Annotated in this window: 13 protein-coding genes; 9 read left to right on the top strand and 4 right to left on the bottom strand. The window is 62.9% G+C overall.

Translation table 11 applies throughout. The features are described 5' to 3' along the window. Positions 1 to 143: 143 nt before the first annotated feature. Complete coding sequence (locus KGA89_RS15650) at positions 144 to 1073, bottom strand: alpha/beta fold hydrolase (RefSeq protein ID WP_003203699.1); 930 nt, start codon at positions 1071 to 1073, stop codon at positions 144 to 146. A gap of 297 nt (positions 1074 to 1370) precedes the next feature. Between KGA89_RS15650 and KGA89_RS15645 the strand changes: the two genes are divergently transcribed. Together KGA89_RS15645 and KGA89_RS15640 are read left to right on the top strand one after the other, a co-directional pair. Then, complete coding sequence (locus tag KGA89_RS15645) at positions 1371 to 2456, top strand: diguanylate cyclase (RefSeq protein WP_013693795.1); 1086 nt, start codon at positions 1371 to 1373, stop codon at positions 2454 to 2456. A gap of 85 nt (positions 2457 to 2541) precedes the next feature. Continuing rightward, entirely contained in the window at positions 2542 to 3780 is a 1239-nt protein-coding gene (locus KGA89_RS15640) for a M20/M25/M40 family metallo-hydrolase (protein ID WP_223471995.1), read from the top strand. A 99-nt stretch (positions 3781 to 3879) separates the two neighbouring features. Here the strand turns inward: KGA89_RS15640 and KGA89_RS15635 are convergent, their stop codons facing one another. Beyond that, complete coding sequence (locus KGA89_RS15635; RefSeq protein ID WP_085983275.1) at positions 3880 to 5205, bottom strand: substrate-binding domain-containing protein; 1326 nt, start codon at positions 5203 to 5205, stop codon at positions 3880 to 3882. Positions 5206 to 5309: 104 nt separating this feature from the next. Beyond that, positions 5310 to 6209 (bottom strand): LysR family transcriptional regulator, encoded by a 900-nt coding sequence (locus tag KGA89_RS15630; protein WP_013693793.1) that lies wholly within the window; start codon positions 6207 to 6209, stop codon positions 5310 to 5312. 115 nt (positions 6210 to 6324) lie between these two features. Here KGA89_RS15630 and KGA89_RS15625 point away from each other — a divergent pair, with 115 nt between their 5' ends. Together KGA89_RS15625 and KGA89_RS15620 are read left to right on the top strand one after the other, a co-directional pair. Continuing rightward, on the top strand, positions 6325 to 7338 hold the full coding sequence (locus KGA89_RS15625; RefSeq protein ID WP_039012630.1) for a polysaccharide deacetylase family protein: 1014 nt from the start codon (positions 6325 to 6327) through the stop codon (positions 7336 to 7338). Between the two features lie 53 nt (positions 7339 to 7391). Beyond that, positions 7392 to 7943, top strand: coding sequence for an ester cyclase (locus tag KGA89_RS15620; RefSeq protein ID WP_223471994.1), 552 nt, complete (start codon positions 7392 to 7394; stop codon positions 7941 to 7943). A gap of 35 nt (positions 7944 to 7978) precedes the next feature. Here KGA89_RS15620 and xthA read toward each other — a convergent pair whose 3' ends face one another. Further along, the gene (xthA, locus tag KGA89_RS15615; RefSeq protein ID WP_223471993.1) at positions 7979 to 8791 is read right to left on the bottom strand and encodes an exodeoxyribonuclease III; all 813 of its coding nucleotides are present in this window, start codon (positions 8789 to 8791) and stop codon (positions 7979 to 7981) included. Between the two features lie 177 nt (positions 8792 to 8968). On the opposite strand from xthA, the gene KGA89_RS15610 reads away from it, so the two are divergent. From KGA89_RS15610 to KGA89_RS15590, 5 genes are all read left to right on the top strand, one after another. Beyond that, positions 8969 to 9619 (top strand): GNAT family N-acetyltransferase, encoded by a 651-nt coding sequence (locus tag KGA89_RS15610; protein WP_003203682.1) that lies wholly within the window; start codon positions 8969 to 8971, stop codon positions 9617 to 9619. Positions 9620 to 9684: 65 nt separating this feature from the next. Next, a complete protein-coding gene (locus KGA89_RS15605; RefSeq protein ID WP_003203680.1) occupies positions 9685 to 11412 on the top strand; it encodes an autotransporter assembly complex protein TamA in 1728 nt (575 codons plus the stop codon). Further along, on the top strand, positions 11409 to 15095 hold the full coding sequence (locus KGA89_RS15600; RefSeq protein ID WP_223471992.1) for a translocation/assembly module TamB domain-containing protein: 3687 nt from the start codon (positions 11409 to 11411) through the stop codon (positions 15093 to 15095). Before KGA89_RS15605 ends, KGA89_RS15600 begins: the two co-directional genes overlap by 4 nt. Before the next feature lie 240 nt (positions 15096 to 15335). Continuing rightward, positions 15336 to 15809, top strand: a complete 474-nt coding sequence (locus KGA89_RS15595) for a MarR family winged helix-turn-helix transcriptional regulator (protein WP_013693787.1) — start codon at positions 15336 to 15338, stop codon at positions 15807 to 15809. Next, on the top strand, positions 15806 to 17275 hold the full coding sequence (locus tag KGA89_RS15590) for an efflux transporter outer membrane subunit (protein WP_013693786.1): 1470 nt from the start codon (positions 15806 to 15808) through the stop codon (positions 17273 to 17275). The genes KGA89_RS15595 and KGA89_RS15590 overlap by 4 nt, the downstream gene beginning before the upstream one ends. Positions 17276 to 17288 lie beyond the last annotated feature (13 nt).

Genomic DNA, 17288 nt, shown 5'->3' with positions numbered 1-17288 from the left:
CCTCTGAGTCGGCTCGAATCCCTGTGGGAGCGAGCTTGCTCGCGATGGCGGTGGGTCAGCTTGCATCCAGGTTGAATGTGTCACCGCTATCGCGAGCAAGCTCGCTCCCACATGGGATTCATTTTGTTATTTTCGCATCGCCGTCACTGCCCCAGCCCCTTGAGAAATTCCCGGTACAGCGCCGCGGTTTTCCCCGGTCGTTCGACCATGGGCATGTGGCCAATACCGTCCCAGATTTCCACCCGCAAATCGGCGATACCCTTGCTCCACACCGGCACGCTGCTGACGTCGATCAGCCGGTCCTTGCGCCCCCAGAGTAGCAGCGACGGGGCGCGGATGTCGGCCAGGCGCGGTTCCATCGGCGGGCTGGCGCGAAAATCGACGAAGATCTCCGCCAGTTCCTCGCGGCGCTGTTCGTAACGTTCGGCCATTGCCGCCAGCACCACGCTGGGCACCCAGGGCGGGGAGGCCATGGTCATTGCGTAGAACGGCGCGAAATCGTCCCGCGAGTCGACGAGGAACGGGTTATGCCCGGCGGCCAGGTGGCGTTCCATGTCGCTGGCCTGGGGCGCGGTGACGCCGGCCGGATCGATCAGCGCCAGGGTCAGCACGCGCTCGGGCGAGGTGGCCGCCAGCCATGCGGCGAGGTAACCGCCCATGGAATTGCCAATCACATGGACCTTGTCCAGGCCACAGGCGTCGAGCAACTCGATGACCCGCCGGGCCTGGGTCGGGATGTCATAGCCGCCGCCGGCCTTGAAGCCGGTTTCGCCATGGCCGGCCAGGTCGGGCACCACCACCCGGTAGTCGCCGACAAAATGTCGGGCGAAGCGCAGCCAGAGATTCTTGTCGGCGCTGTAGCCATGCAGCATCAGGATGCTGCCGGACGCTTCATAGGGCCCGCCTTGCCAGGTCGATACGGTCATCTCGCTGATGGGGACGGTGATCTTGTGCAACCGGTAGAGACGTGCCTCCAGCGCCATGCCCATGTCGTACAGCACATGGCCGATGCCTGGATATGTCAACCAGCTCCAGGCGATAAACACGGCAAGGACTACCCACAACACCAGCATGTTTTGCCCCCCCATGGGTCAGGACAGAATGTGATCGGCCAGTCTGAGCCGACGGGCCAGATATTCTTAAGTGAAGCTGAAACCCGAGCACATCGCGATGACATGGCGCATTTGCTTTGCTACTTGCTATGACAGCCGCCGGATGACTCATGTATAGCCAAGATCCGCGGCAGGGCCCGACATTTGAAGGAGAATAAATACCCCCTCATTCAGTGGTGGCTATTTGATGCTGCCCTGATAGACTCCAAGCTACCCCCCGTCCCAACGACTTGGGAAACCCGCGGTGCAGAGGTTCCTATGCAAAAAACGGGAAAAAAGGGACGGACGCTGGCCAGGAGGCTTTATATATCGCGCATTCTGGGCCTGACGCTGGGGTTGCTGTTGGTGAGTGCTGCCGTCTTTCCCCTCGAGCCGGCGCCGTGGGTCTGGGGTTTCATGCTGTTCAACGGCCTGCTCTGGCCACACTTGTCCTACGGGTGGGCCCGGCGTTGCTCGGTGCCGTACCAAGCCGAACACATCAACTTATTGATCGATGCGGCGCTTGGCGGCTTCTGGGTCGCGGCAATGCAGTTCAACCCACTGCCCGCAGCCGTCACGCTGGCGATGATGGCGATGAACAATGTCGCCATTGGTGGCCTGCGTTTCCTGCTCATTGGGGCCTTGGCCCAAGTGGCCGGCGTTGTCGTGGGCGTGCTGATCTTCCCGCTGACCAGCGTGCCCATGACCAGCCCGGCGCAGATCTATGCTTGTTTGCCGTTGCTGTGCCTGTATCCGATGGCGCTGGGTTGGTTCTGCTATCGCCAGGCCTACATTCTGGGCCGGCAGAAACGCGAGTTGCTGGCCCTGAGTCGCACCGACAGCCTGACTGGTTTGCTTAACCATGGCGCCTGGAAAGATCGCCTCAACGAGGAGTTCCAGCGCTGCCAGCGTCACCCGAATGACGGGGCAGGGCGCGGCGCGATTGCGCTGATCGACATCGATCATTTCAAAGCCATCAATGACACCTATGGCCATGTCGCCGGCGACATCGTGCTGCGCCAGCTTGGCAAGATGCTCAAGCAAAACCTGCGCGCCGCCGATGTGGTCGGGCGTTATGGCGGGGACGAGTTCTGTGTGATTCTGCCGGACCTGACGCTTCACAACGCCGTGCAGGCCATGGACGGCTTGCGCGAGCGCTTTGCGACGCTCAGCTATGAACAGAACCCGGCGCTGAAGGTGAGCCTGAGTATTGGCCTGGCGGCCTTCAACCCGGCTTATGGCGATGCGACCCATTGGCTCAATGATGCCGACCAGGCGCTTTACGAGGCCAAGACCGGCGGGCGCAACCGGGTCACGTGTTACCGGCATCGGCAGGTGTTGGAGGTATCGGCCATTTCTCCCTGAGGTGGCCACCTGCGGTCTAGAGCCTTGACCCATTGTCGGGTAGGGTGCCTCTGGCACTCTTTCGATACGGAACAAGGATGAAATCATGATGATGACCGCTCTTCGCTCCCGTCTGGCCGTCAGTCTTGGCCTGAGCCTGGCCCTCGGCGCCTTTGCTCCCGTTGCTTTCGCGCAGCCCCATCAACAAGTCCTGAGCGACGCCGAACAGTACAAGGGCGAGGCCCTGAAACTGCTCGAACGTTTGGTGAACATCGACTCCGGCTCAGGCTATGTGCCGGGGCTGACCCAGGTCGGTGACATTGCCATCGATGAATTGCAGAAGTTGGGCGCCACCATCGAAAAGGTGCCTAACTCGGACGGCACCCAGCACATCCTGGCGACCCTCAAGGGCACCGGCAAGGCAAAAATCCTGCTGATGGCGCACATGGACACGGTGTTCAAGGAAGGTTCGGCCGCCGAGCGTCCCTTCCACATCAAGGATGGCCGGGCCTACGGGCCGGGGGTGATGGATGACAAGGGCGGCATCGTCGCCGGGATCTACGCCTTGAAGGTGCTCAAGAACCTGGACTTCAAGAACTACGCGCAGATTACTTTCCTGCTCGACGCCAGCGAAGAAACCGGTTCGGACGCCGCCACCGACCTGATCAAGAAAACCGCCAAGGCCCATGACGTGACGCTCAACCTCGAGCCGGGGCGCCCGGCCGATGGTCTGGTGGTGTGGCGCAAGGGCAGTGCCACGGCGCTGGTGGAGGTCAAGGGCAAGGCGTCTCACGCCGGTGTCGCGCCGGAGTTGGGGCGCAATGCGGCGATGGAAGCCGCGCATCAGATCTTGCAACTGGGCCAGCTCGGCGACGCGGAAAAGAAAACCACCATCAACTTCACGGTGATCAAGGCCGGCGACCGGACCAACGTGATTCCCGACCAGGCGAGCGCCAAGGCGGATGTGCGGGCAGCGGTGCCGGAAGAGTTCGACCGCATCGAAAAAGACCTGGCCCGGGTGTCGCAGGACAAGTTGATCGCCGACACCGAAGTCACCACCAGCCTCAAGCGTGGCTTGCCACCGATGCCGCAGACGGCGGAGTCGGACCGGTTGATGGCCATGGCCCAAGGCATCTATGGCGAACTGGGGCGCAAACTCACTGAAGAAGGTAGCGGTGGGGCGGCGGATGCCAGCCTGTCGGCCGGGGTTGGTACGCCGACGCTGGATGGCTTTGGCATTGTTGGCGGCAACATCCATACGCCGGAGGAATACGCCGAAGTCGAGAGTGTGGTGCCAAGGATCTATCTGTTGTCGCGGATGATCATGGAGTTGGCTGGGCGGTAAAGCGCTGCCCATTTTTTAAAGGATCGAAACATCGCACCGTCCCGCTGTGGGAGCAAGCTTTGCTCCCACAGGGATTTGTGTTGCGCCGTTTGACCTGGTTCAGTAGACCCAAACCTCAACCCGTCGATTCCTGACCCGTCCTGCATCCTCGCTGTTGGCCGCCACCGGCATCAATGCGCCGAACCCCCGTACCTCTCGCAGCGCCACGCCGTATTTGACCAGTTCGCGCCGCACCGCCATGGCCCGCAGTTTGGACAGAAGGTCGGCCCGCGCCGGGTCGTCCTTGGCGTCGCCAAACCCCACCAGGGTCACACGCCGGTCGGTTTTGCCATGCTGCTTTATATAGTCGAGCACGCGGCCCAGGTCCTGGTGGGCCTTGTTGTCCAGGCTGGCGCTGCCTTCTTCGAAGCGGAAGTTCACGGTCAAGCGTTGGGCGTGGCGGCTCAGGGCCTGGTAACCCTCGGGCATCAATGCATTCGGCGTGACGGCCATGGCCTGGACGGTTTGGGCGATGAATCCATTGGCCGCGACGATGGTCTGGCCCTGCTCGCTTTGGGTGAACGCCACCAGCGCCTCGGCCCACGGGTTGGTCGCCTGGGGTGGCAAATAAAAGAACAGGCGCCGGGACAAGGGGTAGTCCTCGGTGGCGATCAGGTTGTTCAACGGCAACATGGGTTGGGAATCACCGTCGACAATCGCCAGTGCCTTGGCCTGGCGCACATAGGGCAAACCGATGAAGCCGATGCCTTGCGGGTCCTGGCTGACAGCGTCGGACAACTGTTCGCTGGATTCGAAGCGCCGTGCTGTAGGATCCAGCCGTTTTCCCTGTCGGCTGAGGACCAGTTCCTTGAAGGTGTCGTAGGTGCCGGACTGTTCATCTCGGGCATAAAGATGAATCGGCCCGCCAGCACCGCCCACGGCTTCCCAGGTTTTCGCCTCGCCACTGAATATCCGCGCCAGTTGCACGGTATCGAGCTGACGCAATGGGTTCTGCGGATGAAGAATAATCGCCAGGCCATCAATGGCGATGACCTGCTCGGCGGTGGGACTTTTCAGGTCGCCCAGGGACGACAGTTCCTTCAGCTCACTGTCCTTGATCGGTCGTGAAGAGGCGGCCAGGTCGGCGTTGCCCTGCTTGAGGGCGGCGAAACCGGTGCTGGAGCCGTGGGCGGCAATGTCGATTTCCACTCGCCGACCGTCAGTGGTCTGGCCGACGATCCGCTGCTCATTGTCCGTGCCGGTGATTTCGGCGCTCACTTTGAGCAGCCCCTGGCTTTCCATCAGCCCTTTGACCAGCGCCGGGCCGAGCGTTGCCCCTATGGTATTGGAGCCTTGAAGGCGCAGGGCCGGGCCGGATTCTGGAAGAGGCAAGCCGGGAACAGGCTCGCGTTCAGCGCAGATCGCCAACGGCAGCCACAACGCCATTATCCAGACCACGCACAGACGCATGCCGACACCTTCAGAACCCAGGGAAGTGCCGGGAGAATAAGTCAGGCAGATGACTAAACGATGACAGGGCGATTGCGTTCTTAAGCGCCGGACTCCATTGCTGCCAGCTCGGTCACCAGATGTTCGATCAACGCCCTCACGCGCTTGGGTTGGACGCGGGCAGTCGGGTAGACGATCTGCAGTAGCGTGCTGCCGGCCGTGAACTCCGGGAGTAACTCCACCAACCGCCCGCTCTTGAGATCGTCGCGCACATCCCAGATCGACTTGAGACTGATGCCGTGTCCCTCCAGGCACCACTGGCGTACGAGGCCGCCGTCATTGGCGATTCGCCGACCCTGGACCAACACGCGATGCACCTCGCCGCGTCGGCTGAAGGTCCATTCCCGCGCCGTATTGATGCCCAGGCGCATCACCAGGCATTCGTGTCGGGTCAGTTCGGTGGGGTGCGTTGGCGTGCCATGACGCGCCAGATAAGTGGGCGCGGCACAGACCACGCGACGGTTTTCCCCCAAGGGCCTGGCGCGCAGTGAGCTGTCGGCCAAGGCGCCATAGCGAATGGCAAAATCGAGCCCCTGGCTGACCAGGTCCACGTAGCCGTCGCCCAGGTCCAAATCCAGGCTGACATCTGGATGCTCATCGAGAAATCGCGACAGGATGGGGTCGATGTATTGGCGTCCCAAATCTTGCGGGGCACTCATGCGAATCGGCCCGCTGAGGGTTTGGGTGCCGGCGCGAATGCTGCTGTGCAACTCGCCGGCTTCGGCCAGTAACCGGCGGGCCCCTTCGACCAGCAACTTGCCTTCGTCGGTCAGGCTGATCGCACGCGTGGTGCGATTGAGCAGGGTGGCGCCGTAGTAGGTTTCCAGGGTGGCGAGCCGTTCCGAGACCGAAGCGGGGGACAGCCCCACCTCCCGGCCGGCAGCAGAGAGTCCACCTTTCTCAACGATGAGTAGAAAAAGCTCGAGGTTCTTCAGGAACATTATTCGGTAATTCCGAAATGTATTTTCGCCAGTTGATCAATTATCAGGAAAACACGCAAGGCATACCTTAGTGCCTCAGACGATTGCACTTCAGTGTTTTTTCCAGGAGTCCGCCATGGCCATTTCCGAGGTACCCGATGCTACTCACAACCCCGAACGCAGGACCTTCCTGGCCCAGGCGAGCGCTGGTGCTGCGTTGCTGGCAGCGGGGGACCTTTTGACGACGGGCTCGGCGCAGGCCGGTATCTCGACAAAAGCCGTCGGCGTTTCCAGGAGTGGCTTCTGGCCGGGCGACACCCGCTTGGTGATTTCGATTTCCATGCAATTCGAAGCCGGAGGGCAACCGCCCAAGGGGACCGACAGCCCGTTTCCCCCAGTGGATTTCCCTGACGGTGTCCCCTCCGATCCGGCGACCAATACCTGGTTTGCCTACGGCTATCGGGAAGGTATCCCACGCATGCTGGATTTGTGGGACCGCCATGACGTCAAGGTCACGTCCCATATGATCGGCGAAGCGGCGCGGCGCCAGCCGTCCCTGGCACGGGAGATTGTTGCGCGCGGTCACGAAGCGGCCGGCCATGGCCCGCGTTGGAGTTCGCAGTTTGCGATGAGTCGCGAGGAGGAACGGACGTTCCTGCGCCAGGCCGCCCAGATGGTGCAGGAGGTCACCGGGCAGCCGGTCACCGGTTACAACTGCAACTGGTTGCGCCGGGGGCCCAATACCCTGGCGTTGCTGCAGGAGCTGGGCTACCTCTACCACATCGATGACGTCAGTCGCGACGAGCCCTTCATCGAATCGGTCAATGGCAAGGACTTCGCAGTGGTCCCCTACACATTGCGCAATAACGACATCGTGCTGATCGAAGGCCGGCATTATTCGCCCCAGGCCTTCCTGGAGCAGGTAAAGCTCGATTTCGACCAACTCTACGAAGAAGCCGGCACACGGCGGCGAATGATGTCGATCAGCGCCCATGACCGTATCAGCGGCACGCCGCAAATGGTGCGGGTCTGGGATGAGTTCCTGCGTTACGCCAAAAGCCACCCGGGCGTGACGTTCATGCGCAAGGACGATATTGCCCGCTACACCCTCGCCAGTGCGCTGTCGGTGCGTGAAGCCGAAACGCTCTGAAGCCTTTTTACAAAACCGGGCCCCGGCCCTTGATCGACCCGAAGGAACCTACCATGCCGTTCTCATTCCTTGCCCTGCCTGGCGGCTTGCGCCTGGCCGGTTTTTCCCTGGCCCTGGGCCTGTCGCTGGGGGCCTCGGCCGCCACCGATGCGCTCGTGGCGCCCCAGAGTCTGATTGTCGACCAGAGCCTGTCGGCGCGGCAGGCGTCCGCCATGATCCTCGCGGCCCGGCGTTATGACACGTTCTGGCACACCGGAGACGAAGCGCTGGCCCGCGAAGCCCTGGCGCCTGGCTTCATCGACAAGACGCCACCTGCCGGGCGCAAGCAAGGCCCGGAAGGACCGTTACTGGCGTCTCGAGCCTTCCGTGGCGCAGTGCCGGATCTCAGTTGTGTCGTGGAACAGATGTTGGTGGTGGGGGATCGGGTCGTGGTGCACCTGCGCTTTCGCGGCCATTTCACCGGCACCTTTGACCAGCTCCGGGGCCAGGGCCAACCCGTGGAGTTCATCGCGACGGATATCTATCAGGTGGACCAAGGAAAAATCGTCGCCAACTGGCACATCGAGGACAACTTGAGCCTGTTCAAACAGCTGGGTGCTTTCTGACAGACAGGCTCGCCTTTGGCGAGCCGTTTTGCTGATCAGCTCAACTGCAACCAGATCGGCGCATGGTCCGACGGTTTTTCCATGCCCCGCAGTTCGTAGTCCACGCCGGCGTCCTTGACCCGCGGCAGCAGGCCGTGGGAGGTGAGGATCAGGTCGATGCGCAGGCCGCGTTTGGGCTCGTCCTCGAAACCGCGGCTGCGGTAGTCGAACCAGCTGAAGCGGTCGGTGACGTCCGGGTTCAGGTGGCGGAAGCTGTCCACCAGGCCCCAGTTCTTCAGGCGGGCCATCCATTCGCGTTCTTCCGGCAGGAAGCTGCATTTGCCGGTTTTCAGCCAGCGCTTCATGTTGTCCGGGCCGATGCCGATGTCGCAGTCTTCCGGGGAAATGTTCACGTCGCCCATCACCACCACCGGCTGGTCGTTGCTGAAGCGGCTTTCCAGCAGTTGCTGCAAATCGCTGTAGAAACGTTCCTTGGCCGGGAATTTGGTCGGGTGGTCGCGGCTTTCACCTTGTGGGAAATAACCGTTCATGATGGTCACCGGCACGCCGTTGGCATCGGCGAAGGTGCCCCAGATGAAGCGCCGCTGGGCGTCCTCGTCGTCGCCCTCGAAGCCCTTGTACAGGCTCAGTGGCACCTGGCGGGAGAGCAGGGCGACGCCGTAATGACCCTTTTGCCCGTGGTAATGCACGTGGTAGCCCAGGGCCTGCACCTCGGCCAGGGGGAATTGTTCGTCGTGGACCTTGGTTTCCTGCAGCCCGATCACGTCCGGCTGGTGCTTCTCGATCAGCGCCGCCAACTGATGGGGGCGGGCGCGCAGCCCGTTGATGTTGAAGGAGACGATCTTCATGGTCGGCTGTCCTGGCAAAACTGCGATGCTAGCTGACATGTCGGAACACGGCCAGCGTGGCAGTAGGACAAATGCGCTGCTAATGTCCTGTGGGTGTAGGAACGATCGCAACCCAATCGGGTTCGTACTCAATAAGAGCAGGGCCTCATCGAGCCTCGCCCCAGGAGAACTACCGTCATGCCTGAAACCGCCACCGCCATCGCCGACATCCATATGCTCGACAGTGGTTATTCCCGTGAAGCCCGCTCGTTGCTGTACCAGGCCTATCGCCACGAGCCGACTTTCAGCTACCTGTTCGAATCCGAGCGTCCCGGTTATGAGCAGCGGGTACGGGCCACGGTGCGTGAGCTGGTCAAGCAGCATTTTCTCCAGGACCTGCCGGCCATCGGCTTGCTGGTCAACGACCGCCTGATTGGCATCGCCCTGATCGCCCCGCCGCAGCGGCGCCTGGGCATCACCGAAAGCTGGGCCTGGCGCCTGCGCATGGTCTTGAGCACTGGTTTTCGTTGCACCCGGCGCTACCTGGAATACCACGCGGCGGTGCTGGCCTGCCTGCCGTCGGATGCGGTCCATGTATTGCCGCTGCTGGGGGTGCATCCACAGTTCCAGGGCAAGCATTTCGGCGAACAGTTGCTCGAAGCGGTTCATAACTGGTGTGCGGTGGACGAGCATTCCCAGGGCGTGGTGCTGGACACCGGCAACCCACGTTACCTTGAGTTTTATAAACGCCAGGGTTACGAGGAAATCGGTGAAGTGGCGGTAGGACCGATCCGCGAGCATGTGTTCTTCCACGCCAACCCGCAGGTCCTGCAAAGCGCAACGGCGTAGTCTGGCGAACTTTTGCGAAATGTCCGGCTCTATCAAGCACCTACGCTCGTGATAGCATCCGCGCCATGAACCTCCCAGGAAGAATGACCAGTGGCGCGCTCCTGCTGTCTCTCAGTTGCGCAGCGCTGGCAAACAGCGAATTGGAAGTACGGGTCAAGCCGTCCAACGATGAACTCAAGGCCAACGTAGAAGGTTACATCGGCGGCGTGGGTGATCGTGACGAGGAGGCCTTGCTGCGCTTCAGCCGTGGTGCCGAGGAGCAGGCGCGCAAGGCCGCCCAGGCGTTGGGCTACTACCAGCCGCAGATCGACAGTGAGGTCAAGGGCGGCAAGGACCCACGCCTGGTGCTGACCATCGACCCCGGCGAGCCTGTGCATTTGCGCAACGTCACCGTGCGCATTGATGGCCCGGCGGCATCGCTCAAAGCCTTTCGCGTACCCAGCAACGCCGCCCTCAAGCCCGGCGCGGTGCTCAACCATGGGCGCTACGAAGACGCCAAGCGAATCATCCAGAACCAGGCCTCGCGCTATGGTTTTTTCAGCGGGCGTTTCACCCAGCAGAAGCTGTTGGTTGACCCCCAGGCGGGCATTGCCGACATCGAACTGATTTACGACAGCGGCCCGCGCTATGCCTTGGGCCCGGTGAGTTTTGAGGGTGATACGCCGTTCGACGAAGATCTGCTGCAGCGCATGGTGCCGTTCAAGGCCGGCACGGCGTACGACTCCGAACTCATTGCAGAGCTCAACCAGGCCCTGCAATCGAGCGGTTATTTCGAAGGCGTCCGGGTGGATGCCGCACCGACGGCGGCCACTGACAACGTGATCCCGGTGGCGGTCAAGCTCGACACGCGCAAGCCGCGCACCATGGGCCTGGGCCTGGGTTTTTCCACCGATGTCGGCCCACGGGTCAAAGCCAATTGGACGCGTCACTGGGTCAACCCCCAGGGCCACAGTTATGGCTGGGAAGCGGAAGTGTCGGCGCCCCGGCAGAACGTCGGCCTGTGGTACGACGTGCCGCTGGATCCGCCGCTGACCGACAAGATACGTTACGCCGGCGGTTATCAATATGAAGAACTGGCCGGCACCGACAGCCTCAGCAAACTGCTCACCGTGGGCCCGGAATGGCACAGCAAGTTGCCCAGCGGCTGGCAGCGGGTGGTGTCGCTCAAGTGGCAGCGCGAGGAATATCGCCTCGGCGACGATGCGGGCCTGAGCACACTGCTGATGCCGGGCCTCAGCTATTCCTACCTGCGCAGCGACAACCGCATCGATCCGCACAACGGTTACCGCTTGCAGTTCGACACCAAGGTCGCCAAGGAAGGGCTCGGCTCGGACAACAACCTTTTATACGGCACCGCCATGGTCAAGGGCCTGACCACGGTGTTCGACAAGCATCGTTTGCTGGCGCGTGCGCAGATCGGCGGCAGCGCCACCAATGGCTACAAATCCATCCCGCCGTCCCTGCGCTTTTTTGCTGGTGGCGACCAGAGCGTGCGGGGTTACGACTACCAGAGCCTGTCGCCGGAAAACGCCGAGGGCGACCGTATCGGTGGTCGCTACATGGTCGCCGGCAGCCTCGAGTATCAATATTCAATCGCGGAAAAATGGCGGGTGGCGACGTTCATCGACCAGGGCAACTCGTTCAACAGCCTTGAACTGCCGAGCCTCAAGACCGGCGTAGGCGTCGGCGTGCGCTGGGTTTCGCCGGTGGGTCCGATTCGCCTCGACCTGGCCCATGCGATGGACGACGACGGTGGTATCCGCTTGCACTTTTCCATGGGGCCTGAGCTGTGACGCGTGGTTTGAAGATAACGCTGCTGGCGCTCGCCGGGGTGCTGGTGGCGCTCGTGCTGGCCTTGAGCGTGGTGCTGGGCACGGCATTCGGCAGCCGTTGGGCCCTCGGCCTGGTGCCGGGGCTGACCGTGGAGAATTTCCAGGGGCGGCTGGGCGGGCAGTGGAGCGCCGATCACCTGCTGTGGCAGCAGGACGCCAGTCGGGTGGAAGTGGATCGGCTGATATTCGCCTGGTCGCCGCTGTGCCTGGCACGCATGACCTTGTGCATCGAACAGCTCAAGGCCGACCAGGTCGCCTTGCAATTGCCAGCCTCTGCCGATGAGCCGAGCAGCGGCCCGATCAGCTTGCCGGACCTGGATTTGCCACTCGCCATCGAACTGGGCGACGTGCAGGTCGGCAGCCTGTCGTTCAACGGCAGCGAGCAGCTCAAGGGCCTGCAATTGGTTGCCCACTGGACCGCCGCGGGCATGCAGATCGATTCGGTGCAGTTGCAGCGCGATGAGCTGAGCCTGAAACTCTCCGGTCTGCTGAAGCCGGGCGGCGACTGGCCGTTGAACGCCGAGGGCCGGTTGACCTTGCCGGCGCCGGGCGCAACGCCCTGGGCCCTGGACCTGAAAGTCGACGGCAACCTGCTCAAGACCCTCAACCTCAAGGCCGACAGCAGCGGTTACCTGCAAGGCCAGTTGAGCGGTGAGCTGCAACCGTTGGCGGACAACCTGCCCGCCAAGGTGCGCATCACCGCCAACGGCTTCAAGGCTAGTGCCGATTTGCCCGACACGTTGTTGCTCAATCAACTGGAATTGACCGGCGAAGGCGATCTGAAAAACGGCTATCAACTGCTCGGCAAGGCGACGCTGCCCGCCGAAAAAGGGCCGGTGGCGTTGTTGCTGCAAGGCACGGTGGACGCCAACGGCGCGCAGATCGCTGGCCTGGATCTGGATGCCGGCGATCAGCAAAGCCTGAAACTCTGCGGCCAATTGGACTGGCGCGAAGGGCTGCGCGCCGAGGCGAAAGTCGCCTGGCTGGATTTCCCCTGGCATCGCCTCTATCCGCTGATCGACGAGCCACAGGTGACGCTGCGCAGCTTCGACGGCGAAGTCTCCTACACCGATGGCCAATACCTGGGCAACTTCCAGGCCGCGCTGGACGGACCCGCCGGGGCCTTCAGCCTGGGCAGCCCGTTCAGTGGCGACCTGACGCAAATCCATTTGCCGCAGCTCAAGCTCGCGGCGGGGCAGGGCAAGGCCGAAGGGCACCTGAGCCTGCAATTTGCCGAGGGCATTGCCTGGGACACGGCGCTGCAACTGTCGGCCATCAACCCGGCGTATTGGCTTGGCGAACTGCCCGGGACCCTGGCCGGGCCGTTGCGCAGCAAAGGGATGATGAAGAACGATCGCCTCGATCTCGACGCGGACCTGGACCTCAAGGGCAAACTGCGTGGCCAGCCCGCGGTGTTCCAGGCCAAGGCCAGCGGCGCTGGCGAGCAGTGGAAGCTCAGCGCGCTGGATATTCGCCTGGGGGATAACCGCATCAACGGCAGCGGCAGCCTGCAAGAGAAGCTGACCGGCCAGATCGACATCAAGCTCGCACGCCTGGCTCAGCTCTGGCCGCAATTGCGCGGCCAAGTCGTCGGCCGTGTCGACGTGGCCGGCACGCTCAAAGCCCCCCAAGGCAAGCTCGGCCTGCAAGGCACGCAACTGGCCTTCCAGGACAACCGCCTGCAAAGCCTGAACCTGGATGCGATCCTCGACAGCGCCCAGCGCGGCAAGCTCGACCTCAAGGCCAGCGGTATCCGCGCCGGCGAAACGTCACTGGGCGTGCTGACGGTCAGCGGACAGGGCGACATCAAACGGCAAGCACTCAACCTCGACTTGCAAGGGCCGCAGCTCGACACGACCCTGGCACTCGATGGCGCGCTCGACCAAGGCAATTGGCGCGGGCGCCTGGCCAGCGGCGACGTGCAGGCCGGCGGTCAAGCCTGGCGCCTGCAAGCCCCGGCTAAACTGGAGCGCCTGGCCGATGGCACGCTCAACGTCGGCGCGCATTGCTGGCGTTCAGGCGAGGCCAGCCTGTGCGGTGAGGACCAGCGGCTGATGCCGGAACCGAAGTTGCGCTATCACCTCAAGCAGTTCCCCATCGAAAGCCTGGCCCAGTGGATGCCCAAGGATTTTGCCTGGCAGGGCCGGCTCAACGCGGACCTGCAACTGGACCTGCCGGCCAGCGGTCCGAATGGCCGGATCCTGGTGGACGCCAGCGGCGGTACTTTACGGATTCGGGACAAGGAGGGCGATAAGGCGCAATGGCTGGACTTCCCCTACCAGACCCTGACGCTCAACAGCCGCCTGACCCCCAAGCGCATCGACACCGACCTGAATTTCGTCGGCGCCAGGCTCGGCGAACTGATGCTCCAGGCACAAATCAACCCCATACCGGCCAGCAAACCCATCAGCGGCTCGTTCCGCCTGACCGGCCTGGACCTGTCCGTGGCGCGGCCATTCGTGCCGATGGTGGAAACCCTCACCGGTCACCTGAACGGCAGCGGAACCTTGTCTGGTGGTCTGCTTGCGCCCCAGGTCAACGGCAACCTGGTGCTCAGCGACGGTGAAGTGTCTGGCCCGGAACTGCCGGTCAGCCTTGAAGCCTTGCAGATGCGGGCAGCGATTACCGGCGAAGCGGTGCAGCTCAATGGCAATTGGAAAAGTGGCAAGAGCGGGCAGGGCAGCCTGAACGGCAACATCGGCTGGGGCGACGCCCTGACCATGAACCTGGCCCTCAAGGGTTCGCAACTGCCAGTCACCGTCGAGCCTTATGCGGTGCTCGACGTGGCGCCCGACCTGAACATCACCATGCACGGTGAGCGGCTTTCCATTGCCGGCAAGGTCCTGGTGCCCAAAGGCGAGATCACCATCCGCGAACTGCCGCCGTCCACCGTCAAGGTTTCGGATGACACGGTGATCGTCGGCCACCAGACCGAAGAGGGCAAGGCGCCGCTGGCCATGGCGATGGACATCGACGTGATCGTCGGCCAGGACAAGCTCGCGTTCTCGGGTTTCGGCCTGACCGCCAACGTGCAGGGCCAGGTTCACATCGGCGACAACATGGACACCCGCGGCGAGCTCTGGCTCAACGACGGTCGTTATCGGGCCTACGGGCAACGGCTGACGGTGCGGCGGGCGCGGCTGCTGTTCGCCGGGCCCATCGACCAGCCCTACCTGGACATCGAAGCGATCCGCCAGACCGATGACGTGATCGCCGGCATCCGCTTGAGCGGCAGCGCCGAGCAACCGACCACGCAAATCTTCTCGGAACCGGCCATGAGCCAGGAACAGGCGTTGTCCTACCTGGTGCTGGGCCGGCCACTGAGCACCACCGGCGAGGACAACAACATGCTCGCCCAGGCAGCGCTGGGCCTGGGGTTGATGGGCAGCTCGGGGGTGACCACCAGCCTGGCCAATAACCTGGGGATCGAGGATTTCCAGCTCGACACCCAGGGCAGCGGCAATGCCACCAGCGTGGTCGCCAGCGGCAACCTGTCGGAAAAACTCAGCCTGCGCTACGGCGTCGGCGTGTTCGAGCCGGCCAACACCATCGCCCTGCGCTACAAGCTCAGCAAGAAGGTCTACCTCGAAGCCGCGAGCGGCGTCGCCAGCTCGCTGGACATCTTCTACAAGCGCGATTTCTAACCTTCCCCGAACCCCCCTTTGTGGGAGCGGGCTTGTGTGGGAGCAAGGCTTGCCCGCGATATAGGCAACTCGGTCTATCAGTCGAACCGAGGTGATGCTATCGCGGGCAAGCCTTGCTCCCACAGGACCAGCTCACACACACTTCATGTGAATAGCAAGCTAACTATTCGATTGACATTTGCTGCCTAAGCAGTAATATCTCGACATACATTCACTGCCTAGGCAGCAAACGGTGGTCAGATGAAGCATTTCACTCCAGACAACTTTCACAATTGCCATCTCGGCATGCTGCTCGGCCGCACCGCGCTGCTCAAGGACCGGATCATCGACACTCACATGGAACCTGTCGGCATCACCGCCGCGCAGTTCAAGGTGTTGATCATCATGGCCCAGTACGGCATCGAGACGCCGGCCGAGCTGTGTCGTTACCTGTCCCTGGACAGCGGCTCGATGACGCGGATGCTCGATCGCCTGGAGCAGAAAGGTTTCCTGGCCCGTGAACGCTCCGCCCAGGACCGCCGGCAAGTGCGCCTGGTGCTGACTGAAGCCGGCCAGGCCCTCGCCGATCGCCTGCCGTTTATCGGTGCCGAAGCCATGAACCAGTTGGCCGGCGCCATCAGCCCCGAGGAGCTGCAAACCCTCGAACAGATCCTCAAGAAAATTCTGCTCGCCGCCGGTGACCCCATCACCGTGTCGCGAATGGGGGAAAAATGAAGCGTAGAACCTTGCGTACCCGATTAAGCCTGGTGGTCTTGGCCATGAGCCTGGCTGGCTGTGCCAGCTACAGCGGCCTGAAGACCGAAGGCGTCAGCCTGGAGGCCCAAAGCCTCAAGGCTGGGCAATCGCTGAACGGTGTCACACTGTCGCAGGCCGCGTGGCCGAAAAGCGATTGGTGGAAGAGCCTCGGCGACCCGCAACTCGATGGCCTGATCCGTGAAGCCCTGCGCGATAGCCCGGACATGCAGATCGCCAGCGCCCGGGTTCATCAGGCCAGTGCCGCCGCCTATGCCGCCAACGCGGCGCGCCTGCCGACCCTCGATGCCAGCGGCGGCGCCAGCCGTTCGCGCCTGTCCCGTGACCAGGACCCGCAAGGGCAGGGCGGGGCATACAGCACCCTGCGCACGTTAGGTGTGGACTTCAATTACAACTTCGACCTCTGGGGCGGCCAGCGTGCCACCTGGGAAGCCGCCCTCGGCCAGGCCCGCGCCGCCGAGATCGATCGCCAGGCCGCGCAACTGACCCTGGCCGCCGACGTGGCCCGGGCCTACAGCGACCTGGGCCAGGCCCACATCATTTATGACCTGGCCTCAGAGGACCTCAAGCGCACCCGGCAGATGCTCGACCTGGGCAAGCGCCGCCTCACTGCCGGGATCGACAGCGAATATCAGTTCCAGCAGACCGAAAGCTTGGAAGCCAGCGCCGATGCAACCCTGATCGACGCAGAGAAACGCCTGCAAAGCGCCAAGATCGCCCTGGCGGTGTTGCTGGGCAAGGGGCCGGACCGCGGCAATGAAATCCCCCGGCCCAACGTGCTGCAAGCCAGCGCGGTCGCCTTGCCATCGAACCTGCCGGCCGAGTTGCTGGGGCGGCGTCCGGACCTGGTCGCGGCACGCTGGCGGGTCGAGGCGGCGAGCAAGAACATCGAGGCTGGCAAGACCAACTTCTACCCCAATCTCAACTTGAGCGCAGCCGCCGGAACCCGGTCGTTGCTGGGCGATGCGATGTTCGGTTCGGCCAGCCGCTTCTTCAATGTGGCGCCGACGGTGTCGCTGCCGATCTTCGATGGCGGCCGCTTGCGGGCGGACCTGGATGCCCGGGACGCCGATTACGACCTGGCGGTGGCGCAATACAACAAGAGCCTGGTCACGGCCCTTGGCGATGTCAGCGACACCATCAACCAATTGCGTGACATCGCTCGCCAGATCGGCGCCCAGCAACATGCCACTGATATTGCACAGAGCTCCTACGACACGGTGGTCCAGCGCTACGGCTCGGGCATCGGTAATTACCTGGACGTGCTGAGCATCGAGCAGCAATTGCTCCAGGCCCAGCGCCAACTGGCGAACCTGAATGCCGACCAGATCGATTTGTCGATCCAACTGATGCAGGCCCTGGGCGGCGGTTTCGAGGCCCAGACCCTGGCGGCGGCCACCCCGGCCGCTACCACGCCAAATAACTGATTCGAGGTACTTG

The sequence above is a fragment of the Pseudomonas sp. A-RE-22 genome (assembly GCF_019956035.1).
GTDB lineage: Bacteria > Pseudomonadota > Gammaproteobacteria > Pseudomonadales > Pseudomonadaceae > Aquipseudomonas > Aquipseudomonas brassicacearum.
This window is presented reverse-complemented; position numbering and strand designations above follow the sequence as displayed.